This is a genomic window from Sphingopyxis sp. YR583 (genome assembly GCF_900108295.1).
GTDB lineage: Bacteria > Pseudomonadota > Alphaproteobacteria > Sphingomonadales > Sphingomonadaceae > Sphingopyxis.
Genome location: NZ_FNWK01000001.1, coordinates 1,211,494 through 1,235,730, shown reverse-complemented (window position 1 = coordinate 1,235,730; position 24,237 = coordinate 1,211,494). Strand labels below are relative to the sequence as shown.

At 65.4% G+C, this 24,237-nt stretch carries 25 protein-coding genes; 10 read left to right on the top strand and 15 right to left on the bottom strand.

The features are described 5' to 3' along the window. Nucleotides 1-13: 13 nt before the first annotated feature. Entirely contained in the window at nucleotides 14-2,158 is a 2,145-nt protein-coding gene (locus tag BLW56_RS05685) for a TonB-dependent receptor (RefSeq protein WP_093509634.1), read from the bottom strand. A 125-nt stretch (nucleotides 2,159-2,283) separates the two neighbouring features. Between BLW56_RS05685 and BLW56_RS05680 the strand changes: the two genes are divergently transcribed. Continuing rightward, nucleotides 2,284-4,596 carry a patatin-like protein gene (locus BLW56_RS05680; protein ID WP_093509633.1) on the top strand — a complete coding sequence of 771 codons (2,313 nt, stop codon included), beginning with the start codon at nucleotides 2,284-2,286 and terminating at the stop codon, nucleotides 4,594-4,596. Here BLW56_RS05680 and dnaJ read toward each other — a convergent pair whose 3' ends face one another. Continuing rightward, nucleotides 4,597-5,718 (bottom strand): molecular chaperone DnaJ, encoded by a 1,122-nt coding sequence (gene dnaJ / locus BLW56_RS05675; RefSeq protein WP_093509632.1) that lies wholly within the window; start codon nucleotides 5,716-5,718, stop codon nucleotides 4,597-4,599. Between the two features lie 61 nt (nucleotides 5,719-5,779). Further along, nucleotides 5,780-7,690: a molecular chaperone DnaK gene (gene dnaK, locus BLW56_RS05670; protein WP_093509631.1), complete on the bottom strand. Its 1,911-nt coding sequence runs from the start codon at nucleotides 7,688-7,690 to the stop codon at nucleotides 5,780-5,782. A gap of 166 nt (nucleotides 7,691-7,856) precedes the next feature. Here dnaK and BLW56_RS05665 point away from each other — a divergent pair, with 166 nt between their 5' ends. From BLW56_RS05665 to rmuC, 5 genes are read left to right on the top strand one after another with little or no spacing between them, the layout of a single operon-like run. Continuing rightward, entirely contained in the window at nucleotides 7,857-8,390 is a 534-nt protein-coding gene (locus BLW56_RS05665) for a copper chaperone PCu(A)C (protein ID WP_093509630.1), read from the top strand. Nucleotides 8,391-8,396: 6 nt separating this feature from the next. After that, nucleotides 8,397-8,873 (top strand): vgr related protein, encoded by a 477-nt coding sequence (locus BLW56_RS05660; RefSeq protein ID WP_093509629.1) that lies wholly within the window; start codon nucleotides 8,397-8,399, stop codon nucleotides 8,871-8,873. Then, a complete protein-coding gene (locus BLW56_RS05655; protein WP_093509628.1) occupies nucleotides 8,874-9,446 on the top strand; it encodes a hypothetical protein in 573 nt (190 codons plus the stop codon). Nucleotides 9,447-9,461: 15 nt separating this feature from the next. Next, entirely contained in the window at nucleotides 9,462-9,905 is a 444-nt protein-coding gene (locus BLW56_RS05650) for a PH domain-containing protein (RefSeq protein WP_093509627.1), read from the top strand. A gap of 52 nt (nucleotides 9,906-9,957) precedes the next feature. After that, nucleotides 9,958-11,310 carry a DNA recombination protein RmuC gene (gene rmuC / locus BLW56_RS05645; RefSeq protein ID WP_093509626.1) on the top strand — a complete coding sequence of 451 codons (1,353 nt, stop codon included), beginning with the start codon at nucleotides 9,958-9,960 and terminating at the stop codon, nucleotides 11,308-11,310. Nucleotides 11,311-11,319: 9 nt separating this feature from the next. Here rmuC and BLW56_RS05640 read toward each other — a convergent pair whose 3' ends face one another. Genes BLW56_RS05640 through BLW56_RS05605 form a run of 8 tightly spaced genes read right to left on the bottom strand, consistent with a single transcriptional unit; the run spans nucleotide 11,320 to nucleotide 17,367 of the window. Then, entirely contained in the window at nucleotides 11,320-12,021 is a 702-nt protein-coding gene (locus BLW56_RS05640) for an META domain-containing protein (RefSeq protein WP_093509625.1), read from the bottom strand. Nucleotides 12,022-12,074: 53 nt separating this feature from the next. Next, nucleotides 12,075-12,887, bottom strand: a complete 813-nt coding sequence (locus BLW56_RS05635; RefSeq protein WP_093509624.1) for a TrmH family RNA methyltransferase — start codon at nucleotides 12,885-12,887, stop codon at nucleotides 12,075-12,077. Nucleotides 12,888-12,891: 4 nt separating this feature from the next. After that, nucleotides 12,892-13,170: an HPr family phosphocarrier protein gene (locus tag BLW56_RS05630; RefSeq protein ID WP_037555414.1), complete on the bottom strand. Its 279-nt coding sequence runs from the start codon at nucleotides 13,168-13,170 to the stop codon at nucleotides 12,892-12,894. After that, the gene (locus BLW56_RS05625; protein ID WP_093509623.1) at nucleotides 13,167-13,595 is read right to left on the bottom strand and encodes a PTS sugar transporter subunit IIA; all 429 of its coding nucleotides are present in this window, start codon (nucleotides 13,593-13,595) and stop codon (nucleotides 13,167-13,169) included. Before BLW56_RS05625 ends, BLW56_RS05630 begins: the two co-directional genes overlap by 4 nt. Nucleotides 13,596-13,609: 14 nt before the next feature. Next, nucleotides 13,610-14,551, bottom strand: coding sequence for an RNase adapter RapZ (gene rapZ / locus BLW56_RS05620; RefSeq protein ID WP_093509622.1), 942 nt, complete (start codon nucleotides 14,549-14,551; stop codon nucleotides 13,610-13,612). Between the two features lie 7 nt (nucleotides 14,552-14,558). After that, complete coding sequence (locus tag BLW56_RS05615) at nucleotides 14,559-15,005, bottom strand: HPr kinase/phosphorylase (protein WP_093509621.1); 447 nt, start codon at nucleotides 15,003-15,005, stop codon at nucleotides 14,559-14,561. A 54-nt stretch (nucleotides 15,006-15,059) separates the two neighbouring features. After that, nucleotides 15,060-16,667 carry a sensor histidine kinase gene (locus BLW56_RS05610; RefSeq protein WP_256203317.1) on the bottom strand — a complete coding sequence of 536 codons (1,608 nt, stop codon included), beginning with the start codon at nucleotides 16,665-16,667 and terminating at the stop codon, nucleotides 15,060-15,062. After that, nucleotides 16,657-17,367 carry a response regulator transcription factor gene (locus tag BLW56_RS05605; protein ID WP_093510807.1) on the bottom strand — a complete coding sequence of 237 codons (711 nt, stop codon included), beginning with the start codon at nucleotides 17,365-17,367 and terminating at the stop codon, nucleotides 16,657-16,659. Before BLW56_RS05605 ends, BLW56_RS05610 begins: the two co-directional genes overlap by 11 nt. Here BLW56_RS05605 and BLW56_RS05600 point away from each other — a divergent pair. Genes BLW56_RS05600 through BLW56_RS20585 form a run of 3 tightly spaced genes read left to right on the top strand, consistent with a single transcriptional unit; the run spans nucleotide 17,354 to nucleotide 19,774 of the window. Then, nucleotides 17,354-17,584 carry a hypothetical protein gene (locus BLW56_RS05600; RefSeq protein ID WP_177175838.1) on the top strand — a complete coding sequence of 77 codons (231 nt, stop codon included), beginning with the start codon at nucleotides 17,354-17,356 and terminating at the stop codon, nucleotides 17,582-17,584. The genes BLW56_RS05605 and BLW56_RS05600 overlap by 14 nt on opposite strands. Before the next feature lie 59 nt (nucleotides 17,585-17,643). Next, entirely contained in the window at nucleotides 17,644-19,245 is a 1,602-nt protein-coding gene (locus tag BLW56_RS05595) for a phosphoenolpyruvate carboxykinase (RefSeq protein ID WP_093509618.1), read from the top strand. A gap of 49 nt (nucleotides 19,246-19,294) precedes the next feature. After that, nucleotides 19,295-19,774: a hypothetical protein gene (locus BLW56_RS20585; RefSeq protein ID WP_093509617.1), complete on the top strand. Its 480-nt coding sequence runs from the start codon at nucleotides 19,295-19,297 to the stop codon at nucleotides 19,772-19,774. Here the strand turns inward: BLW56_RS20585 and BLW56_RS05585 are convergent. The 3 genes from BLW56_RS05585 to BLW56_RS05575 all read right to left on the bottom strand — a co-directional run bounded on the left by BLW56_RS05585 (nucleotide 19,743) and on the right by BLW56_RS05575 (nucleotide 22,741). Continuing rightward, nucleotides 19,743-20,228, bottom strand: coding sequence for a hypothetical protein (locus BLW56_RS05585; protein WP_177175837.1), 486 nt, complete (start codon nucleotides 20,226-20,228; stop codon nucleotides 19,743-19,745). The genes BLW56_RS20585 and BLW56_RS05585 overlap by 32 nt on opposite strands. Nucleotides 20,229-20,373: 145 nt before the next feature. Further along, nucleotides 20,374-22,218, bottom strand: coding sequence for a DUF885 domain-containing protein (locus BLW56_RS05580; RefSeq protein ID WP_093509615.1), 1,845 nt, complete (start codon nucleotides 22,216-22,218; stop codon nucleotides 20,374-20,376). 124 nt (nucleotides 22,219-22,342) lie between these two features. Continuing rightward, nucleotides 22,343-22,741 carry a DUF3597 domain-containing protein gene (locus BLW56_RS05575; protein WP_039577117.1) on the bottom strand — a complete coding sequence of 133 codons (399 nt, stop codon included), beginning with the start codon at nucleotides 22,739-22,741 and terminating at the stop codon, nucleotides 22,343-22,345. Between the two features lie 176 nt (nucleotides 22,742-22,917). On the opposite strand from BLW56_RS05575, the gene BLW56_RS05570 reads away from it, so the two are divergent. Then, nucleotides 22,918-23,523 carry a DUF937 domain-containing protein gene (locus tag BLW56_RS05570; RefSeq protein WP_093509614.1) on the top strand — a complete coding sequence of 202 codons (606 nt, stop codon included), beginning with the start codon at nucleotides 22,918-22,920 and terminating at the stop codon, nucleotides 23,521-23,523. 32 nt (nucleotides 23,524-23,555) lie between these two features. Here BLW56_RS05570 and BLW56_RS05565 read toward each other — a convergent pair whose 3' ends face one another. Beyond that, nucleotides 23,556-24,164: a GNAT family N-acetyltransferase gene (locus BLW56_RS05565; RefSeq protein WP_093509613.1), complete on the bottom strand. Its 609-nt coding sequence runs from the start codon at nucleotides 24,162-24,164 to the stop codon at nucleotides 23,556-23,558. Between the last annotated feature and the right edge of the window lie 73 nt (nucleotides 24,165-24,237).

The window sequence follows — 24,237 nt, the reverse complement described above, 5'->3', positions numbered from 1 at the left end:
CGAAAACGCCCCTTTAGAACCTGTAGTCCCAGCCGAGCGTGACGGTCCGGCCGCGCCCGGTAAAGAAGCGCGCATTGTCGGTCGCGACGACGGTCGAGCGGATCGTCTGGCTGTTATAGGTGACATAGTCGACATCGAACAGGTTCGACGCTGCAAGCGTGACCGCGCCGAGACGCGACAGATCGTAACGCAGCACCGCATCGGTCAGCGTGTAGCCCGAAAAGGCAGTGTTGGCCGCCGCGCCATCGAATTTGCGGTCGAGATAGAGGCCCGCCTGCACGCGCGCGGACACCGGACCGTTGTTATAGCTCGCCCAGAAATTGACCCGGTCGGGCGAAATATTCGCGCCGTCGAGGTCGATATCGACCTTGTCGTCCTTGTTGCTGTCGGTTCGGCCCGACAGATGGGCATAGCCGGTGCCGAGCTTCAGCCCGTCGACGGGCAATTGAACCGCCAGATTGATCTCGAAACCTTCGATTTCGATGCGCTGGCGCTGAACGTCATAAACGCCCGCGCTGTTCACGACCAACAGGCCGCCATCCTTTGAGGTCGACCAGAAATAGGACGCGCTGGCATCGAGCGGTCCGCGCTTGATTTCAATGCCGACCTCGCGATTGTTCGAAATGACGGGGGTGACGTTGACGTCTTCGATGCGGAAGTTCGGCTGGGTCGCGCCATTGACGGCCCGCAGGATGCGGCCGACGTCGGCGATCGAATAGCCTTCGGCATAGCTGGCATAGGCGCGGAGGCCTTGCGCCGGCTCGAAGATCACCCCGCCGTTGATCAGCAGATCGTCGAAATTGCGGGTGCCGCCGCTGACCCGCGCTGAATTATAGGAAGCCAGCGTCACATAATCGTCGACTTTGAGCTGGCCGTTTTCCCAGCGCGCGCCGCCCGCAACGCGCAGGGCGCCGTCGAACAGTTTCAGATTGGCCTGGCCGAAGGGGGCGAGGGTGCGGAAGGTTGTCGGCGGAACCCAGTAGCGCGCGGTCGCGATCATTTCCTGCTGGGTCTTGTCCCACATCGAGTCGAAGCCGAGCGTGACGTTGAGCGCGTCGAAAAATTGCCGTTCATAGCTCACGCGCGCGCCGATCTTGCGCGAGCGGTTCGCCGACTGGTCGAACAAGGTGCCGATGGGGGCGATGCTGGCGTCCTGGAAGGTCGCGCTGACATCGCCGCCGAAAATATCGCGCGACCGGTTGAAAAAGGCCTGGAAGATCAGGTTGCCGCCGCCAAGGTCGGTGTCGGTCAGCGTCAGATTGACGGTTTCGACGCGGTTGGAGGCCGCTTCGCCCTGTATATCCCCACGGCGCGAGCTGGTGGGAAGGCCTGTCGTCCGGTTGCCCGCGACCTGCACCCAGTCGCCATTGCCTTCCAGATTGAAGCGCGTGGCGAACAGTTCGATCCGCGCGGTCGATGACAGGTCATAGCCCAGTCGCGCAAAGAAGCTGAGGCTCTTGCTGTCCTGCACATCGCCCTGCGTATTGTCGATGCCCACGCGGCGGCCGGCACCGTCGTAATAGAGGCCGCGCGTTTCATAGGCGACGCCACCGGTGACGTCGAATCCGCCCTGGCGATAGGCGAGCAGCCCGCCGAGCTTGCCGCCAAAGCTGTTGCTTTCGAAATTGCCGGTCGATCCCTGCACCAGCGCGCGGCCCGAGAGGCCGTCTTCCTGCGGCGCCCTGATCACCACCTGATTGACGACGCCGCCGGTCGCGCCAATTCCCTGCAGCGCGTTCGATCCATAGATCAGCTCGACGCGGTCGAGGAAGAAGGGATCGATCGTATAGCCGTCGCGCGATCCGTCGCGGATCGGGGTCGATTGCGGGATGCCGTTGATCGCATAGAGCGGTGAGCGGCCGCGCAGCGTTTCGCCCGAGCCCGAGAGTTTCTGGCGCGTCGGCGAGAAGCTGGGGGTCAGGTTCGCGACTGCGTCGATGACCGAGCCGGCGACCGCCACCTGTTGATCGAGGCTTTCCTTGGAAATGACGTCGATCGTCAGCGGCAGCGCGTTTGGCGGCAGGATCGTGCGCGCGGCGGTGACGACGATCGTGCCTTCGCTTTCGTCGCCATCGGCGACGGGCGCACTGTCCTGCGCGAAAGCGGGCGAGGAAAGCGCCGTGCAGGCGAGCGCGGCGAAGACGAATTTGCGGTTCATGGGGAAAGCTCCTGTTTTCGGAGCGCGCGCTAGTGCGAACCATTCGCAAAATCAAGAAGAAAGGCGCTTCATCCTCGACCGAGGGAGAGGGGACAGGCCCGCCAAAGCGCGCTATCACGCTGACCATGCGGGAAAAGGAACTGCGCTTCGCCCTGATTTGCTACGGCGGCATCAGCCTTGCGGTCTATATGCACGGCATCACCAAGGAGGTCTGGCGGCTCGCGGCGGCGTCGCGCGCCTTTCACGAAGGGGCGCTGCAGACCGGATCGGGCCGCATCTATGGCGAGCTTCTCGCGGCGCTTGCCGACCAGGGCGGGGTCAAGCTGCGCGTGCTCGCCGACATCATCGCGGGCGCCAGTGCGGGCGGGATCAACGGCATTTTTCTGGCGCGCGCGATTGCGAGCGGCCAGTCGCTCAATCCCTTGACCGAGCTGTGGCTGAAGGACGCCGACGTCGATTATCTGCTCGACCCCGATGCGCGGCCGCTGTCGGCGGCGACGAAATTCTGGGCCGTGCCGATCGCCGGCTGGATGATGAAGAAACGCGGCAATGTGATCGACCGCACCGTCGGTGAGGGCGCGCAGGACGAGGTGCGCGCCAAGCTGTCGCGCCTTGTGCGTGCGCGATGGTTCGAGCCGCCCTTTGGAGGCGAGACCTTTTCGGGATTGTTGCTCGACGCATTCGACGCGATGGACAAGGGGCCGGTCGGGCCGGCGCTGGTGCCCGCGGGACAGCCCGTCGACCTGTTCGTCTCGGTCACCGACTATGCCGGACATCAGACCTTCCTGTCATTGAACAGCCCGCCGCGCGTGACCGAGGACGAGCACCGGCTGATCTTGCGTTTCCGGCAGGACGAGCGCGCAGGCAGAAGCCTGGGCGATGTCCCGTCGCTCGCCGCCGCGGCGCGCGCCACCGCGAGCTTCCCCGGCGCTTTCCCGCCCTTCACCTTGCGCGAACTCGATCGCGTGCTGCACAATCGCCGGATCGCCTGGCCCGGACGCGAGGCCTTTATCCGCACCCAGCTTCCCGCCGGCGGCGACACCGACCCCGCCGACCGCGTGCTGATCGACGGATCGGTACTTGCCAATGCGCCGTTCCGTCCGGCGATCGCGGCGCTGAAGCAGCGGCCCGCGCGGCGCGAGATCGATCGCCGCTTTGTCTATATCGACCCCAAACCCGATTATCGCTCGATCAGTTTCGGCAAGCCCGCCGACGTGCCCGAAGGCGAAGACGCAAGGCTTCCCGGCTTCCTGTCGACGATTCTCGGCGCGCTGTCCGAAATCCCGCGCGAGCAGCCGATCCGGGAGAGCGTCGAGGCGATCGAGGGTATGTCGCGCCGTATCCGCCGCATGCAGCATATCGTCGATGCGATGAAGGTCGAGGTCGAGGAACAGGTCGCCGCGCTGTTCGGCACCACCTTCTTCCTCGACACGCCGACCCCGGCGCGGCTGCAGAAATGGCGTGCGAAGGCGCAGGATCAGGCCGCGGCGCGTGCGGGCTTTTCCTATGCGCCCTATGGCCACCTCAAGCTGTCGTCGGTGGTCGAGGAACTGGTCGGCGCGATCGACCGGCTGGCTCCGCCCGAGGGCGACATTCACCGCCGCAACCGCCGCGATGCGCTGTGGACCGAAATCCGCTCGCGTGGGCTCGACCGGCTGTCGGGCAAGCGCGGCATGGGGGCGAGCGACGATGCGGTCGTCTTTTTCCGCATCCACGACATCGGCTTTCGCATCCGCCGCCTCCGCTTCCTCGCGCGCGAACTCGACCGGGTGGTCGAAGCGAAACGCGACGTGCGTGACCCCGCGTGCGACGCGATGCGCGACGCCGTCTATGCCGCGCTCGGCCTCTATCTGGAGCGGGAGGGCGACGATTGGCTGTCGGACGTCGATGTGCCCGCCGATGCGGGGCCGGCGGCGTGGATCGACGCGATCGGGGAACGCCGCGACCTGATCGGCGCCGATGCGGGCGCCGACGAACGCGTGGCCGCAGGGCTCGCGCAATTGCCGAAGGACGACCGGCGGACGCTGCTGCTCGCCTATCTCGGCTACCCCTTTTACGACATCGCGACGCTGCCGCTGCTGCAGGGCGAGGGATTCGACGAGTTCGACCCGATCAAGGTCGACCGCATCTCGCCGTCGGACGCGACCGCGATCCGCACCGGCGGCGCAGCGGCGATGCTGAAAGGCGTCGAGTTCAACAGCTTCGGCGCTTTTTTCAGCCGCGCTTACCGCGAGAACGACTATCTATGGGGTCGCCTCCATGGCGCCGACCGGCTGATCGACATCGTCGCGAGCAGCGTGACGGGCGAGGGCGCGTTGCCGGTGGAAGAGTTGAAAGCGATCAAGCGCCGCGCCTTCCACGCGATCCTCGATGAAGAGGAGGGGCGGCTGCCGAAGGTGAAGGCGCTGATCGACGAGCTGCGTGGAGAGATCGGCTGATCAATCCGTCAGATCGTCCCACATTTCCTTGATGCGGCCGAAGAAACCTTGTGAGGCAGGGCATTCCTCGCCGGTCTCGGTCTCGCGGAACTCGCAGAGCAGTTCTTTCTGGCGCGCGGTCAGTTTCGTCGGCGTTTCGACGTCGATCTGGACGACGAGGTCGCCATGACCGCGGCCGTTCAGCACCGGCATGCCGGCGCCGCGCTGTCGGAGCTGCTTGCCCGACTGGATTCCCGCGGGAATCGTGATGTCGTGCTTCTTGCCGTCGAGGCCGGGGATGCTGATCTCGCCGCCCAATGCCGCGGTCGTGAAGCTGATCGGCGCACGCGTGAACAAAGTCGTGCCCTCGCGTTCGAAGACCTTGTGCCGTGCCATATGGAGGAAGATGTAGAGGTCGCCCGGCGCCGCGCCGCGCGCGCCGCTCTCGCCTTCGCCCGACAGGCGGATGCGCGTGCCTTCGTCTACCCCGGCGGGGATGTTGACGGTCAGCGTCTTGCGGCGGTCGACGCGGCCTTCGCCGTGGCATGAATTGCACGGGTCGGCGATGACTTCGCCCGCGCCCTGACAGGTCGGGCAGGTGCGCTCGACCATGAAGAAACCCTGCTGCGCGCGGACCTTGCCGTGGCCGGCACAGGTGGTGCAGCGGTTGGTCTGGGTACCGGGCTTGGCGCCCGATCCGTCGCAGGTGTCGCAGCGCGCCGCGACATCGACCTGAATCTCGCGCGTGACGCCGGCGAAAGCATCCTCGAGCCTGATTTCCATGTCGTAGCGCAGATCGGCACCGCGCGCGGGACCGCGCTGCTGGCGCCCGCCACCGCCGAACGCCGAACCAAAGATCGATTCGAAAATATCGCCGATATCGCCGAAATCGGCGCCACCGCCGCCGCCCGCGCCGCGCACGCCTTCCTTGCCGAACCGGTCATAGGCTGCGCGCTTCTGCGGGTCTTTCAGGCAGTCATAGGCTTCGCTGATCGCCTTGAAACGCGCTTCGCTGTCATCGCACCCCGGATTCTTGTCGGGGTGATATTTCATCGCGAGCTTGCGATAGCTCGCCTTCAGCGTGGCGTCGTCGGCGGTGCGCTCGACTTCGAGCAGTTCGTAATAATCGATGTCGAGCGACATAATCTATCGGCCCCCTCAGCTCCGCCGCACCTCGAGAGACACGGCGGAGAGAGTTTCATTCTTACTTCTTGTCGTCTTCGACTTCCGAGAATTCGGCATCGACGACGTCTTCGTCGGTCTTCGCCGCACCGGCATCGTCATCGGCGCCGGGGGATGCGGCCGACTGCTGCTCCTTCTCGTAGATCGCCTGGCCGAGCTTCATCGCGACCTGCGCGAGTGCCTGGCTCTTTTCGGTCATCGTTGCGGGATCGCCGCCTTCGACCGCGGTCTTGGCTTCGGCGACCGCGGCTTCGATCTCGGACTTCAGGCCCGCGTCGACTTTGTCGCCATGCTCGCGGAGCTGGCTTTCGGTCGAGTGGATCAGGCTTTCGGCGTTGTTCTTCGCCTCGGCGGCTTCACGGCGCGTCTTGTCCTCTTCGGCGAACTGCTCGGCGTCCTTGACCATCTGGTCGATGTCCGCGTCGCTGAGGCCGCCCGAGGCCTGGATCTTGATCTGCTGTTCCTTGCCGGTGCCCTTGTCCTTGGCATGGACCGACACGATGCCGTTGGCGTCGATGTCGAAGGTCACTTCGATCTGCGGTACGCCGCGCGGTGCGGGCGGGATGCCGACGAGGTCGAACTGGCCGAGGATCTTGTTGTCCTGCGCCATTTCGCGCTCGCCCTGGAACACGCGGATCGTCACCGCCGACTGATTGTCGTCGGCCGTGGAGTAGACCTGCGACTTCTTCGTCGGGATCGTCGTGTTGCGGTCGATCATCTTGGTCATGATGCCGCCCAACGTTTCGATGCCCAGCGACAGCGGGGTCACGTCGAGAAGCAGCACGTCCTTGACGTCGCCCTGCAGCACGCCTGCCTGGATCGCGGCGCCGATCGCGACGACTTCGTCGGGGTTCACGCCGGTGTGCGGTTCCTTGCCGAAGAAATCCTTCACGACTTCACGGACGCGCGGCATGCGCGTCATGCCGCCGACGAGCACGACTTCGTCGATCTCGCTCGCCGAGATACCGGCGTCCTTGATCGCCTTCTTGCAGGGTTCGAGCGTGCGCTTGACGAGGTCTTCGACCAGCTTTTCAAGGTCGGCGCGGGTGATCGTCTTCACCAGATGCTTCGGCCCGTTGGCGTCGGCGGTGATGAAGGGCAGGTTGACTTCGGTCGTCGCCGCGGTCGACAGTTCGATCTTCGCCTTTTCGGCCGCTTCCTTCAGGCGCTGCAGGGCCAGCTTGTCGCCGCGCAGGTCGATGCCTTCGTCCTTCTTGAAGCCGTCGGCCAGATATTCGACGATCTTGCTGTCGAAATCTTCACCGCCGAGGAAGGTGTCGCCGTTGGTCGACTTCACTTCGAACACGCCGTCGCCGACTTCGAGGACCGAAATGTCGAAGGTGCCGCCGCCAAGGTCATAGACCGCGATCGTCTTGTTCTCGGTCTTGTCGAGACCATAGGCCAGCGCGGCCGCGGTCGGCTCGTTGATGATGCGCAGGACTTCGAGACCCGCGATCTTGCCGGCGTCCTTGGTCGCCTGACGCTGTGCGTCGTTGAAATAGGCGGGAACGGTGATGACGGCCTGTTCGACCTTTTCACCCAGATAGGCTTCGGCGGTTTCCTTCATCTTCTGAAGGATGAACGCGCTGATCTGCGACGGCGAATAATCCTCGCCGCCCGCCTTGACCCACGCGTCGCCGTTCGAGCCCTTGGCGATGGTATAGGGGACGAGTTCCATGTCCTTCTTGGTCATGGGATCGTCGAAGCGGCGGCCGATCAGGCGCTTCACCGCAAAAACCGTGTTTTCGGGATTGGTGACGGCCTGGCGCTTCGCCGGCTGGCCGATCAGGCGCTCGCCATCCTTTGCAAAGGCGACGATCGACGGGGTCGTGCGGGTGCCTTCGACATTTTCGATAACCTTGGGTTTTCCGCCTTCCATCACCGCGACACAGCTGTTCGTGGTGCCGAGGTCGATCCCGATCACTTTGGCCATTGGTATTACGTCCTTGTTGCTTCCTTGGCGCCCTGAAAAGGCACGCCATTCGTTGAGTCCCATGGGGGTTTGATGGGGGCGATATAGGTGCGCTTATCCTTGGCACAAGGGCTTTGAGGGCTTATCGGGGATGGGAAATGACGCGCTTTTACGGAGTCCTCCCAAAATGAAACCTTTTGCGATCCTTGCACTTGCCGCCACCGCGCTGACCCTGACGGCTTGCGGGGAAAATCTGGGCAAGGGACAGCCGCTCAATGTGGTCAGCGGTCATATCGTGATGGGCGCGACGCCTGACCGTCCGGCGGTGGGCTATTTCCGCGTCCAGGGCGGACCGCAGCCGGTCCAGCTCGTCGCGGTGACCGCCGACCTCGCGCAGCGCGTCGAGATGCACGAGAGCGTCAAGGAAAATGGCGTCGTGACGATGAAGCCGCTGCTCCGCGCCGATGTGCCGGCGAAGGGCGAACTGGTGTTCAAGCAGGGCGGCAAGCATCTGATGATCTGGGGCATCAATGGCGCCGCGGTGCGCGCGGGCAAGCTGCCGATGGCGTTCGTCTTCACCAACAACAACAACGAACGCATCCTGTTCGACATGGTGATCAAGCCGGCGGAAGGCGCCGCGGCGGCCGATCATGGCGCGATGGATCATGGTGCGATGGAAAAGAGCGCCGAAAAGGCCGCCCCGGACGCTGCGAAGAAATAAGCGCGGGTGCCGCGTCCGTCGCGACCCCTGACGACCGGCGAAATCGCGCTCGCCCGGACGGTGTTCGGCGGCGCGATCGCATATGACCGCGTGCGCATCTGCCACCATAAATGGATTTTCTTCCAGCCGCGCCATATCGTGATGGCGCCGATGGGCAGCCTGCATTTCAACCCGCACGGCGATCTTTATTGCGAGGATTTCAGCGCCGCGTCGCAGCGTCTGCAGGGCCTTTTCATTCACGAGATGACGCATGTCTGGCAGGCGCAGACGCGCGGGCGCTGGTATCTGGTGCTGATGCGTCACCCGTTCGCGACCTACAGCTACAGTCTGAAGCCTGGCTGGCTGCTCGAACGTTACGGGCTCGAGCAGCAGGCCGAGATCGTGCGCCATTACTGGCTGCTCACGCAGGGGATGATCGTTGGCGGCGCGCCGGGGCTGGAGGCCTATCGCGCGATCCTGCCGTCATCGTGGGACATGGTGTAGATGGAAGATTTCGAATTTGTCTTCGCGCTCTACAGCCTGCTCCTCGGCCTCTCGATGGTCGAGCTGCTCGGCGGGCTCGGCCGCGCGATCGAGGCGCGCTTCGCGGCGGAGGAAAGCCACGCGAAATTCGCGATCGGCTGGCTGACGCCGCTGCTCGCGATCTTCGTGATGCTCGACCTGCTCTCCTTCTGGAGTGCTGCATGGCTCGCGCGCGGCGATATCGCGGTGTCGAGCACCGCCTTGCTCAGCGTCGCGGCGTTCGCGAGCGTCTATTTCCTTGCGGCACGGCTGGTCTTCCCGTCGCATCCCGGGGGCTTTGCCAATCTCGACGTCCATTATTTCCGTGTCCGCCGGATCGTGCTCGGGCTTTTGCTCGCACTGCTCGCGGCGCAGCTTGCCTATTACGCCTCGCAGCCCAAGCTGGCAGCGGCGCTCGCGCATCCGCTTGCGTGGGCCCTGACGCTCGTGCTTGTCGCGCTGATGGTCGCGGCAATGTGGGTCAAGGATCGCCGCTGGAGTATCGCGATCCTCGCGACGCTCGTCGCGCGTTATGTCGTCATCTATCTGATCTGACCGAAGGAGGCGTTCATGCCCGAAGTTCTCGACCGCTTTCGTTCCTCGACCTGGGGCTGGCTGCGCGGGTCGCTCGCCGGATGGCTGACGCTGTTGCTCTGCCTTGTCGGGGTCGGGCTGGTTATTGCGCTGGTCCAGTGGATCCGTTTTCTGGGCGTCACCTATGAACTCACCGAAGACCGGCTGATCCTGCGCAAGGGCATTTTCGTCAAAAGCATCGACGAGATCGAGCTGTACCGCGTCAAGGATGTGCGGATGGATTTCACGCTGATCAGTCAGTGGGCGGGAATCGGCACGATCGGGATCGATTCGAGCGACGAGACGACGCGCGAGGGCGCGCTGGTCATGCCATATATCGAACGCGCGGCCGAGCGGCGCGAGGAATTGCGCCGACTGGTCGACATCGCGCGGCAGAAGCGCCGCGTGCGCGAACTCGACGTGTCGAGCGAATTACTCTGACCGGCCAATTAGCGGCTAGCCAGATAGGCGGTGTTCGTCCTATGTTCCGTTCATGGATGGAAGCTCGCTCATTGTCGCCCTTGTTGCCCTTGCCATCGGCGGTTTGATCGGTTGGCTTTTCGCCGGCCGGGAGTCGGGCGCGCTCAAGGCCGAACGCGACGGGCTTTCGGAACGGTTCAAGAGCGCGGTGACCGATCTTGCGGCCGAGGCCGAGGCGCGCAAGTCGGCCGATATCCAGCTTGCCGCCTTGCTCAGCGAACAGCGCGCGCGCGACGAAGCGCATGATGCGCAGATTGCGCAGCTCAAGGACGCGCAAGCCGCGCTCACCGCGCAGTTCCGCGAGGTCGGGCAGGTCATGCTCGACGGCGCGCAAAAGGCGTTCCTGGAGCGCGCAGATGCACGCTTTCGCCAGAGCGAAGAGACGGCCGGACACAATCTGAAAGCGCTTTTGAATCCGGTCCACGAGCGATTGCAAAAATATGAGGAAGCGGTCGGCAAGGTCGAGGCCGAGCGGCGCGACGCCTTCGGCCTGCTCCACGGCCAGATCGCGGCGATGCGCGAGGGCACCGAACGCGTGTCGAGCGAGGCGGCAAAGCTCGTCAATGCGCTGCGCAACGCGCCGAAAGCGCGCGGCCGCTGGGGCGAGCAGCAGCTTCGTAACGTGCTCGAAAGCTGCGGTCTTGCCGAGCATGCCGACTTCCAGACCGAGGTCAGCGTCGAAGGCGACGGCGGGCGGCTGCGCCCGGACGTCGTGGTGAAGGTCCCGGGCGGACAGAGCCTCGTCATCGATGCCAAGGTGTCGCTTAATGCCTATCAGGATGCGTTCGGCGCGGTCGACGAACGCGAGAAGGTCGCCCATCTCGCCGCGCACGCTGCGGCGATGAAGGCGCATGTGAACACGCTCGGCGCCAAATCCTATTGGAACCAGTTCGACGACACGCCCGATTTCGTCGTGATGTTCGTGCCGGGCGAGCATTTCCTCGCGGCGGCGCTCGATCAGGATCACGAGCTTTGGGACTATGCGTTCGAACGGAAGGTTCTGCTCGCGACGCCGACGAACCTCATTGCGATCGCGCGCACGGTCGCGGCGGTGTGGCGGCAGGAAAAGCTGGCGGGGCAGGCGCGCGAGATCGCCGCGCTCGGCAAGGAGCTTTACGCGCGCATGTCGGTGATGGGCGCGCATATCGCACGTGTCGGCAAGAATCTCGATCAGGCGACCGGCGCGTACAACGCCTTCGTCGGCAGCTTCGAATCGCAGGTGCTGACGCAGGCGAAACGCTTCGAGGCGCTCGATATCGAAACCGGCGACAAGGAAATCCCGTCGCTTCCGGTCGCCGAGCAGGCGGCGCGGCCGTTGGCAAAGCTGGCGGCGGCACCCGCGGCGGTCAACGACGCCGGCGAATAAGCTCCGCGATCAGATCGCGCGCCGAAGCACCGCGGTCCGGCCTTCGCTGCCCGTCAGGATCAGCGTCCCGTCGTCGGCAAAGGTCAGGCTGACCGGCGTCGCCATCAGTTTGAAGAAGGCCTGTTCCAGCTTCATGCCCGGACACGCCATTTCGGTCGCCATCAGCGGCCCGGCCTTGAGCGTCCCGCCATCGACCGCATAGCTGCCCGAAAAGCGGTTGCAGCCGGCGCTGCCGCTCAGCCGGTTTCCATCGAATTGCAGCGACGTCGGTCGGTCCCCCGCCACGGGCGTGCCGCCGATCGACACGAAACTCCAGTTGGTGCCCGCAAGCTCGGTCGGCGGCAGGATCTTGCCGCCACATCCCTTCACCGTCTTGCCGTCGGCAACCACCGTCACCGTGTCGCGGTAACGGCGGTCGCTCATCCCGTCGCTGCATTCGCTGTGGGTGATGTCGACGGTCAGCCGGTCGGTGACATAGCGTTCGCCGTTGAAGGACGGTTTGGCGCCGGGGTTCGGCACCATGATCTTGGTCTCGCCATAGTCGCCGTCATAGTTGAGCCGCGACGGCGTGATTTCGAGCGTCCAGCCGGGCTCGGTGCCAAGCGCCATATAGGCGGCGGGTTGCTCGCCCGGACCTTGCGGCGGGGTTTCGGCGGCGGGGGCGCAGGCGGCGAGGATAAAAAGCGAAGCGGGTAGGGCGATCCTGATCATGCGGCATCTCCTGAACGCATCTTGCTGATCGATCGATGAACCGCGCGGCCCGGCTATTGGTTCCGCCGCTGGTTCAGCACCTCATAGGCCATTACCGCAGTCGCCACCGCGGCGTTCAGGCTGTCGGCCTTGCCCATCATCGGCATCTTTACGCGGACATCGGCGGCGGCGGCATATTCGGGGGGCATGCCCTGCGATTCATTGCCGGTGAGGATGAAGGTCGGCGCGGCATAGCGTACCGCCTGATAATCCTGCGTATCCGCGCCGAGCCATGTCGCGACGAGTTGGCCGGAGCCTTGGCGTAGCCATGGGAGAAACTCTTCCCAGCGTGCGATCACCAGTTTCTGTGTGAAGATCGCGCCCATGCTCGCGCGCACCGCCTCGACCGCATAGGGATCGGTGCTTTCGTCGAGCAGGATCAGCCCGCCGGCGCCGACGGCGTCGCCGGTGCGCAGCATCGTGCCGAGATTGCCGGGATCGCGTAGGCGCTCGGCGACGAGCCAGATCGGCGCGGCGTCGCGGTCGAGATCGGCAAGCTGCGTCTTCGGCTCGGCATAGATGCCGACGATTGTCTGGGCATTGTCCTTGCCCGACAGTTTCGAGAGGATTGCGGGCGTCGTGTCGATGACCTCGCCGCCGCTCGCGAGCACCGCCTCGACCAGCGCCTGGGCTAGCGGATGCGCGGCGCCCTCTTCGGCGAGGAACAGCCATAAAGGCAGCACGCCTGCCTCGCGCGCCTCGGTCGCGATGCGCAGCCCTTCGGCGAGAAACAGCCCCTCGGCGCGCCGATGCCGCTTTTCGCGCAGCAGGCGCATCCGCTTGACCAGCGGGTTGGAGAAGCTTTCGATACGGCTGCGGCGAGCCATGGCGTCAATCCTCGCCGAAGCTGTCCTTGACCAGCCCGACGAGCTTCAGCAGCGCCGCATCGGCGCCGTCGCCCTTCGTATGGATCGTGATCGAATCGCCCTTTGCGGCGCCGAGCATCATCAATCCCATGATCGAGGTGCCGTTGACGCGCGATCCGCCCTTTTCGACCTCGACCGACACGCTTTCGGGCAGCCGGCTGACGAAGGTCACGAACTTGGCGCTCGCTCGTGCGTGGAGCCCACGCTGGTTGGTGATTTCGACCGTCTCGCTATTTTCGTTCAAGGGCCTACTCCCAACATCTCCGACGCGACCGAAATATATTTCTGGCCGGCTTCCTTCGCCGCGATCACCGCGGCGCGAAGTTCCATCGTCTTGCGCGCGCTTTCGAGGCGGATCAGCATCGGCAGGTTGACCCCGGCGATCACTTCGGTGCGCCCCGATTCGAGCAGGCTGATCGCCAGGTTCGACGGGGTTCCGCCGAACAGGTCGGTCAGCATCACGACGCCGCGGCCTTCGTCGACCTTGCGAATCGCATCGGCGATTTCCTTGCGGCGCATTTCCATATTGTCGTTCGGGCCGATGCAGACGGTCGCAATGGCCCTTTGGGGACCGACGACATGCTCCATCGCACGCACCATTTCCTCGGCAAGGCGGCCGTGCGTGACGAGCACCATTCCCAGAAGCGGCAAAGCCTTATCGTTCGCCATGAAGTCGTCGACCCTTATATGTTGCCGCCGGGCGCGGAAGCCGCGGGCGGGGGCCTGCCCTCAAGCCCATCTTGCGGGGCAGAGTCAAGATTGCGGTGGGTCAGCGTCGGCTCATATCCGGACTCGCGTAGCGTTTGGGCAACACGGCTCGCCACATGGACCGAGCGGTGGCGCCCACCCGTGCAACCGAAAGCGATGGTGACATAGCTTTTGCCCTCGGCGCGGTAACGCGGCAGCAGGGTCAGGATCAGTTTCTCGATCTGCGCGACGCTGTCCTCATAGGCCGGGTCGGCGATGACATAGGCTGCGACATCGGCGTCCAGCCCGGTTCCGGGCTTCAGCTTCGGATCCCAGTGCGGATTGCGCAGATAGCGCATGTCGAAGACGAGGTCGGCGTTGCGCGGCAGGCCGCGCGCGAAGCCAAAGCTCAGGACATTGAGCACCGGCTCGTCGTCGCCCGTGTCGCCAAAACGCTGGCGGATTTCCTGCTGCAGATCGTTGCTGCTGTAATTGGTCGTATCGACGACATGCTCGGCCCAGCGGCGGAGCGGCTCCATCATCTCGCGCTCGCGCGCAATACCGTCGGCGGCGGGGCGGTCCTCGGCCATCGGGTGACGGCGGCGCGTTTCCGAAAAGCGGCGCTCGAGCTCGGCGCCGGCGCAGTCGAGGAACAGGGTCTGGATGTCGCGCCCGCCCGCGTCGCGCAAATCCTTGATCCGGCGCACGAGAAGTGCCGGACGGAAACCGCGGCTGCGGCTGTCGATCCCGATCGCGAGCGGCCGTCCCGCCTCGCTGCGCTGCATCGGTGCGTCGATCAGCGTTTCGAGCAGCGCGAGCGGCAGATTATCGACGACCTCCCAGCCGAGATCCTCGAGCACCTTGAGCACGGTCGACTTGCCCGCGCCCGACAGGCCGGTGATCAGCAACAGGCGCGATTCGGCGGCTATGTCGGTCATTTATGCCTCATGCCGCGGGTGCCAGCCGTTCGAGCGCGATCAGGATCTTGATCGGGGCCGATGCCTCGAACGCCGACAGCAGCAACGCCGGAAGCGCGTGGCCCGCGACGGTTTCGACCTGATTGACCGCGGGCATGCGGTCGTAACGGTCGGTCAGGCGCACCGCGAGCGCGAGCGGGACGGGGGCCGTCCACGGGCGTTCGACGATCCCGATCCCGCGCACCTCCAGCTTGCCCGCCAGATTTTCGGGGGGGCGGCACCACAGCCGGCCGCGTTCGAACCAGATGTCGCAGCGGTCGTCGGCGACCAGCCGCGCGCCGCGGTCGATCAGCCGCAGCGCAAGGTCCGACTTGCCCTGTCCCGAATTGCCGAGGATCAGCACGCCGCCATTGCCCGCCGCGACGCAACTGGCATGGATATTGACGATGTCCGTGTTGGTCCGGCTCGGAAGCATGTGACACGGCTTACCGACGACGGTGCGGTGCCGCAAGATGATAGGATGAAGGCCTCAGCCCGCCTCGGTCCCGCCATCGCGGGCGGGGAGGGTGATGAGCAGGCTGGCCCCCGACCGCCCGTCGTCGCGATCCTTGGCGTTGATCGTCCCGCTATGCCCCTCGACGATGGTGCGCGCGATCGCGAGACCGAGCCCGCTGTGCCGGCCGAACGCTTCGCCGGGGGGGCGTTCGCTGTGAAAGCGGCGGAAAATGGCGTCGCGCTGCGCCGGGTCGATGCCGGGGCCGTCGTCGTCGACCTTGATATGGACCTCGTCGCCGAGGCGGGTTGCCGAAATGCACACAAGGCCGGTGTCGGGCGAGAAGCTGATCGCATTGTCGATGACATTGTCGATCGCGCGTTCGAGCCGGTGCCCGTCGCCCATCACCACCGTGGTGCCCTTGCGCGGGCGTGCGAAGGCGACACGCGGGTTCGGAACATTGGGGTCGACGCGCGCCGCGCGTGCCGCGAGCATCGATTCGATCATGAGGCCGACGTCGATTGGCTCGAACAGGGTGCGCGACAATTGCGCGTCGACCCGGCTCGCCTCGCTGATGTCGTTCACCAGCCGGTCGAGCCGGCGAACATCCTCGTCGGCTATCGCAAGCAGTTGCGCCCGCTGTTCGTCGGTCTTGACGCGTCCCAGCCCCTCGATCGCCGAGCGGACCGACGCGATCGGATTTTTGAGTTCGTGCGTCACGTCGGCGGCGAAATGTTCGCCGGCGTCGATGCGCTCACGAAGGGCTTGCGTCATGTCGCTGAGCGCGCGCGCGAGCGTCCCGATCTCGTCGCGGCGGCTGGGCAGGCGCGGAACCACGACTTCGCGCGCGCGGCCGAGGCGGACGCGCACCGCGGCGCGGGCAAGGCGGCGGAGCGGGCGGACGATAGTGCGGGCAAGGAACAGCGAGAGCAGGACCGACGCCATCAGCACCATCGCGACAACGATCGCGATGCGAAAGCGTTCGGCGCGCACGGTGCGCGTGATGTCGCGCGCGTTGAGCGTCATCAGCGCCGTCTGCGGCGTATCGAGGTCGACGACGCGCGCGGCGCTGAGCAGCGGGGTGCGTTCGGGGGCGTAGCGGAAGCGGCTGGCTGCGGCGTCGCTGCGCTGCGCTTCGATCACCTCCGGCCAGGCCTTCGCATTGTCGACGCGCGGTTCCTCGAATTCGGGATAGGCTGGCGCGCCGACGATCCAGTCGATGCCGCGGTCCATCGCGCGCGCGGCGTCGCGTTTCCAGGGTTGAAGGTCCGGATCGCGCAAGGTGTAGGTCGCGGGCCCCGTCTCGAAACTGTCCGAAATCCGCCGTCCGTCGGGCGCGTAGAAACGCAGGCGCGACTCGGTCGCGGCGGTGAATTCGTCGATCAGCCGGGTGCGCTCTTCGGGCCGCGCCGCTTCGAGCGCGCTGTCGAGCATCGCGAGCTGGTCCTTCATCACCTCGATCCGCGTGTCGACCAGCCGGCTGCGATAGGAATCGAGATAATAGAAACCGCCCGCGAACAGCGCGATGGCAAGAATATTGACCGCAAGGATGCGCGTCGTCAGCGACCAGCGCGCCGACCAGACGAGCGGCGATTCCTCCTGCTCGGCGATGCTCGCGTCGGGTTTGAGGGCGTCAGCTTTCATCGGCAAAGCGATACCCCGCGCCATAAAGGGTTGCGATCGCGTCGAATTCGGGATCGACCTCGCGGAACTTGCGGCGCAGGCGCTTGATGTGGCTGTCGATCGTGCGGTCGTCGATATAGACATCGTCCTGATAGGCGGCGTCCATCAACTGGTTGCGGCTGCGCACGATGCCGGGGCGCGCGGCGAGGGTTTCGAGGATCAGGAATTCGGTGACGGTCAGCGTCACGTCCTTGCCGTCCCACGCGACCTTGTGGCGCGCCGGATCCATCTGCAGCCGTCCGCGGGTGATCGGCTCGGCGACGGGTTCGTCATTCTCGCTGGGGGCCGACCGGTTGAGCTCGACGCGGCGCAGGATCGCGCGGATACGGGCGATCACCAGCCGCTGCGAAAAGGGTTTCGCGATATAATCGTCGGCGCCCATCGCGAGGCCCAGGGCCTCGTCGATCTCGTCATCCTTGCTGGTCAGGAAGATCACCGGCAACTGGCTCTTCTCGCGTAGCCGGCGGAGCAGCTCGAGCCCGTCCATCCGCGGCATCTTGACGTCGAAAACGGCGAGGTCGGGCGGATTGTCGATCAGCGGCTTCAGCGCCGCCTCGCCGTCCGAATAGACGCGCGTTGCGAAGCCTTCGGCCTGAAGCGCGATGGACAGCGATTGCAGGATGTTGCGGTCGTCGTCGACCAGCGCGATGGTTGCCGTCATGCTCTTTCCGTTTGGCGGGCCCAAGCAGCGATTAGCCTATCCGCGGGTCAGCGACAACATCGCGGCGCAGTTGCAGCTTCGCTTCATCATGTTCATCGCAAGCGCCGCGCAGCTCCGCTTTAATCTTTTGACCTCCCCCGCCAAGCGGGCTAACGCGGCCGGGATTTCGGAATCGGCGGTCACGTCGGCACCCATGCAAATGCGGGCCAACCTATGAGTGCACTAAGCATTGCATAGGTATGCAACGACGTCGCCGGACAAGGAGAGGCGAAGGCAATGACCAAGGTTGTGATCGGCACGGACAGCGTCGAAACGAAGGCGGAGGTCTCCGAAAACTGGGGCACGCCGCAGCTGATCGAGGACGCCGTCCGTCATGGAGAAGGCGTGCTCGCCAAGGACGGCCCGCTCGTCGTCGAAACCGGCAAGCACACCGGGCGCAGCGCCAAGGACAAGTTCATCGTCCAGGACGCCGAAACCGCCGACACGATCTGGTGGGGCAAGACCAATGTGCCGATGACCCCCGATCATTTCGCGGCCTTGAAGGCCGACTTCTTCGCGCACCTCGCCGAGCGTCCGCGCCTGTTCCGTCAGCAGCTCTTCGGCGGCTCGCAGCCCGAGCACCGCGTCGCGGTGCAGGTCGTCACCGAATTCGCCTGGCACAGCCAGTTCATCCGCACCTTGCTCTGTCGCCCGACCGCGGCGGAGCTGGCGGCGTTCGCGGCCGAATATACGATCATCGACTTGCCGAGCTTCCGCGCCGACCCGGCGCGCCACGGCACGCGCACCGAAACCGTCGTCGCGGTCAATTTCTCCGAGAAGCTCGTGCTGATCGGCGGCACGCAGTACGCCGGCGAAATGAAGAAGTCGGTGTTCGGCATCCTCAACTATCTGCTCCCCGTAAAGGGCGTGATGCCGATGCACTGTTCGGCGAACATGGGCCCGGGGGGCGACACGGCCGTCTTCTTCGGCCTGTCGGGCACCGGCAAGACGACGCTGTCGGCTGACGCCTCGCGCACGCTGATCGGCGACGACGAGCATGGCTGGTCGGACACCGCGGTCTTCAATTTCGAGGGTGGCTGCTATGCCAAGATGATCCGCCTCTCGCCCGAGGCGGAGCCCGAGATTTTCGCGACGACGAAGCGTTTCGGCACCGTGCTCGAAAATGTCGTGATCGATCCGGTCACGCGCGAGCTCGATTTCGACGATGCGAGCCTCGCCGAAAACAGCCGCGGTTCGTACCCGATCGATTTCATTCCGAACACGTCGGAACGGAATATGGGCCCGGTGCCGCAGAATATCATCATGCTCACCGCCGATGCCTATGGCGTGTTGCCCCCGATCGCGAAGCTGACCCCCGACCAGGCGATGTACCACTTCCTCTCGGGCTACACCGCGCGCGTCGCCGGCACCGAAATCGGCGTGACCGAGCCCGAGGCGACCTTCTCGACCTGCTTCGGCGCGCCCTTCATGCCGCGCCACCCGTCGGTGTACGGCAATCTGCTGAAAGAGCGCATCGCCAAGGGCGGCGTCCAGTGCTGGCTCGTCAACACCGGCTGGACCGGCGGCATGGCGACGATGGACGGGATCAAGCGCATGCCGATCAAGGCGACGCGCGCGCTGCTCAACGCCGCGCTCGACGGCAGCCTGAACGACGCCGAATTCCGCAAGGATCCGAACTTCGGTTTCATGGTCCCCGTCGCGGTGCCGGGAGTAGACAGCAGCCTGCTCGATCCGCGCGAAGCGTGGGCCGACAAGCAAGCTTATGACCGTACCGCGCAAACGCTCGTCGGCCAGTTCATCGACAATTTCGCGCAATTCGCGGACCATGTCGACGAAGGCGTCCGCCAGGCGGCACCGCAGGCGGCCGTCGCAGCCTGATTGACCCGGACCTCTTCCGGGTGCTCATTCACCCGGAAGGACCGGACCAATGACGACCGAATATTCACCGCGCCTGTTCGAGCGCGACGACGAAATCCGCGCGATCGGCGAAGGCCTGCTCGCGCGCACCCTGACGCGCGAAGCGTGGACGCACGAGGCGCATCTGGGGGCGTGCCTGTGGCTCGTCAGCGAACGCGCCGACATCGACGTCGATGCGGAGATCGCGAGCATCATCAGCCGCTATAACGAGAGCGTCGGCGGGGTGAACGACGACCATGGCGGCTATCACGACAGCATCACGCGCGCCTATGTCGCGGGGGTGCGCCTGTTCTTGTCGGAAACGGCCGAGACGGCGCTGGCCGCGCGCGTCAACGCGATGCTGCTGTCCGACGTCGGCCGCCGCGACTGGCCGCTGCGCTTCTACAGCCGCGAACTGCTCTTTTCGGTTCCGGCGCGGCGCGGGTTCGTCGAACCCGATTTGATGCCGCTGCCGGTCTTTACCGCCCGCGATACATACAGGACAGAATGACCTTGCTGGCGTCGCGGTGGTCAGTTCGCAGCGACGCGATGCTCAAACTGCCCCGGGGCACGATGCCCTCGATCCGGTCGACATGCAGGTCGGCGGGGTCTGCGATCTTTCGCGTGCATATGCCGTCGGTGCAGGTCGTCCGAAAGCTGCCGGCCGTCGGGTAGGCAGCGAGAAAGCGATCGCGAAAGGCGGCCAGCGTGCCCGAGAAGCTATATTCGACCGTCGCCAGATAGCCGACGCCGCCGAAAGCGCCACCGCTGTCCTGACGGACGACATGCGTCGCGGTCCCGCCGAGCAGCGCGACGGAGACCGGCGCATAGTTTCCGCTCTGGACAGCTGCCTGGGTCAGCTTGTGCGCGGCGGCGATGTCGGCGAGCTGTGTTTCGGCGAGCTTCGCGGTTGGCGGACAGGCGGGAGGCCCGGCGGTCTGGGTGACGAAAAGAAGCGCGACCATCTGGGACATCGCAGGGAGCATCGGTTGTCCTTCCATTCAACCTCGCCGGGAGAGGCGACCCTTACGGCCCTAAAGGCCATGTCGGGTCGCGCAAGGCAAAATGCTCCTTGTTTCCTAAAGTCTTGTAACGCCCGCCCGCGCTGGATCAGCCCTTCGCGCCCCGCACATATTCGTCGACATTCTGCGCGAGGACGTCGAGCGGCACATTGCCCCCCTTGACCACGACATCGTCGAAATCGCGGAGGTCATATTTCGCGCCGAGCGCCTTTTGCGCCAACCCGCGTTGGCGGACGATCTCGCTATGCCCGACCTTGTAACCGCACGCCTGTCCGGCCCAGCTGCAATAGCGGTCGACCTCGCTCGCGACCTCGAGCGGGTTCGAGCCATTTTCCTTGACGAAAAACTCGACGCCCTGCTCGCGCGTCCAGCGCTTGGCGTGGATGCCGGTGTCGACGACGAGGCGGCAGGCGCGGAACGCCAGCGACTGGAGATAGCCGAGGCGCCCGACCTCGAAATCGTCGTAGAGGCCAAGCTCGTCGGCGAGTTGTTCGGCGTAGAGCGCCCAGCCTTCGCTATAGGCGTTGAATGCCAGCATCGTCCGAATGAGCGGCATCTGGTTCGCATATTCGCCCTGCCACACATGGCCGGGGATCGCCTCGTGCATCGTAAGGTCGGGCAGCGAATATTTGCTGTGCAGTTCGGTGGTGCGCAGGTTGATCCAGAATTTGCCCGGCACCGTGCCGTCGATCGACCCTGCGCCGCCATAGGCCGCGGGCGCGCCGGGTTCTTCGGCCAAGGGGAGCCGCTTCACCTCGACATTGCCCTTCACCAACGTGCGGAAGGCGCGCGGCAACTCGGCGCGGATCTTGCCGAGCCAGGTCTGGATATAGGCCTGAATCTCGGCGCGACCCGCGTCGTTGTCGGGGAACTTATATTTGGGATCCTGGGCCAGCGCATTCATCCGGTCGCCGACCGAGCCCTGCGTGTACCCTAGTTTTTTCAGGATCGGGTCCATCCGGCCGTGCAGTTCGGCGAGTTCCTCGCGGCCCATCTGATGGACTTCATCGGGCGTCATCCGCGTCGTCGTCGATGCGCGGAGGCCCCACGCATACCATTCGTCGCCGCCGGGCCGCGCCCACATGCCGGCGTCCATCGTCGCCTTCGGCCGCTGCACCTTCAACTCGGCAAGCTGGCGTTCGAGTGCAGCGGCGACGGGGCCCTGCACCACCTTCGCCGAACGTGCATTCCAGTCGCCTGCGATCTTCGCCTCGCCTGTGCGGCGGACGAGGCTTTCAACCATCGACCCGCCAGCCTTGGCATCCGCGATCGTCGCTTCCATCTGCTTGACCGCCTTGTCGATCAGGAAGGCGGGGGCGATCATCCCCTGCGCGCCCGCGGCCTTCAGCCGTTCGGTCTCGCCATCGAGGACGCCGGGAAAGGCATTGAGGCGCGAGAGATAGGCTTCGGCATCGGCCGAGGTCTTCACCGGATGGTCGCTGTCGAGGAATTTGGGGACGTCGAGATAGGCGCCGACATTCTGGATCACGACATAAGGCGTATTGCGCCAGCCGCCGACCGCGACGTCGCCATAGGGGAGGGCAAAACCGTCGAGTGCGACGCCATAGGCGCTTTCGACGACCGCGAGGCTGGTGCGCGTGCCATGGTCGAGCCCCGTCTTGTCAAAGGCGCGAACGCGCGCGACGTCGGCCTTCAGCGTATCGGCGACGGCCTTTTGCCCTGCCGCCGAGCGATCGCCGAGCTTGCCGCGTTCGGCGGCGCGCGCGCCGGTATCGATGCCGAGCGAGGTCGCGCCTTCGGGTGACAGGGCGATGAGGTTATCGGCAATCGAGTCGAGCAGGTTTTGCGCCGCGCCCTTCGGCGGCGACTGCAGCGCGGCGGCGGGGCCGGCGATCGCGAGGCCGGCGGTGCCCGCGCCGAGCGTGGCGAGGGTCTGGCGGCGGCTGACGGAGATGGAAAGCGGATTGGACACGGGGCGGCTCCCTGGCGACTTGTTTCTGTTGAAACCTGTCTAGGCACGCCCGCGCGGGGGTCAACGAAAAGGGGCCGGGAAGGGCTTTACCTCCCGACCCCTGTCGAAAATTATCGGCCGTCTGTCAGTCGGTGAGGTCGGCGGGCACCTTGCCGCCGTTCGCCGCGAGTTCGCGCATCACCGCCTTGTGCAGCCAGATGTTCATTTCGGCGCTGCCGTCGAGTTCGCCGGTATAGCCGAGCTCCTGCGCCAGTTCCTTGCGGTTGGCGAGGCTCGAATCGATGCCGAGCAGCTTCATCAGGTCGACGATCGAGGTCCGCCAGTTGAGATCCTGCCCGGCGTTCGCGGCTTCGGCGGTGAGGATGGCGTCGACATCGACGGGAGCGGCTGCCGCGGCGGCCATCGCCTGCGTCGCGGCGTCGAGCGCGGTGCCGACGGGGCTGGGCGCGGCCGGGGCGGCGGGTTCTGCGGCGACCGCCTTCTTGCCGAAGATGGCGTCCTTGATCTTGCCGAAAATGCTCATTGTTTAGCTCCCACTATGGATGCGGTCTTTCCCGCGAGGGGCGAGTCGCATGACCGCAGGATGGACCTATGCATCTGGAAATGACAGCCAAATGAACGACTCCTCCTCCTCGCGCCTGATGCTATACTCAGGCCTATCGGCGTGGTTCGATCCGCGTCGAAGCGGGAGTAAGCGAAATGAATCTGACCGACATTCTGGCGCAGGCCGGCGGCATCGAATCGATGGCGAAAGAGCTGGGCATTCCGCCCGCGATGGCCAAACAGGGCGCCGACGCGTTGCTTCCCGCGATCCTCGGCGGGTTCAAGAAACAGGCGCAATCGGCCGGCGGGGGCGCCGAGGGACTGGGCGGCCTCGGTGGGTTGCTCGGCCAACTCGGCGGCGGTGGTTTGCTGGATTCTGTTCTCGGATCGCAGCCGACGCCCGTCGACAAAGGCAATGACGTGCTCGGCCAGATTTTCGGATCGAAGGATGTCAGCCGCACCGTCGCGGGACAGGCCGCGGCGCAGACCGGCCTCGATTCGGGCATCCTCAAACAGATGCTGCCGATGCTCGCGATGATGGTCGCGGGCTATATGGCGAAGCAGGGCGGCGACAGCGGCGGGCAGTCGGGCGGCCTCGGCGGCATGCTCGGCAATGTGCTTGGCGGGGCGATGGGCGGCGGCGCGGCCCCGTCGGCGGGCGGCCTCGGCGGGCTGGGCGGTCTCGGCAAGATGCTCGACATGGACGGCGACGGCAATCCGCTCGACGACATCATGGGCATGGTGAACAAGATGCGCGGATAGGCGCCGCCCCTCCCGCAAGCGCGAGGGAGGCGTCACGCCGCCATCAGGCGCAGTTCCTCCCGGAAATCCTCGTCCACCCCGATGCGGCTTCGCATCGGGGTGACCGAACCGTCCGAGTCGGCGTCGCCTTCCTCGAACAGCGCGCACGCGGCTTCGCCGCCGCGTGCGAGGCTGTAGCGCTGCGCGACCTTGCCGGTGGGCTTAAAGCCGAGCTTGCGGAGCACCGCACCCGACGCCGGATTGTCGACGAAATGGCCCGCCGACAGCTTCGGCAGGTTCATCGCGCGCGCGATATGGACGAGCTGCCGCCCGGCCTCGGTCGCGAAACCGAGACCCCAATAGGGCCGTGCGATCCAGTAACCCATTTCGAGGGCTCCCCCCAGATCGGCGTCGGGGCTGGGCGAGATGCCGCAGCCGCCGACAAGGCGCGGTGCGCCGCCGGTGCGGGCAAAGATCAGGAAACGCGGCTGGTCGGGATCGAGCGGCTTGCTGAGAAACTCCTGCGCCTGCGTCTCGCCATAGGGCCAGGGCGCGGTCGCGAGGTTGCGGACCACGGTCTCTTCGCCGATCGCTTGGGCGAGCGCGGGGGCATCTTCCAGCCAGCCGGGCCGCAGCAACAGTCTTTCGGTACGCGCGAACATGTCTTCTAACTCCCAGTGCCTGTCGCCTTGGCGCCAGATGGTGACGCTTTGACGACATTCGATATGGAGGGAG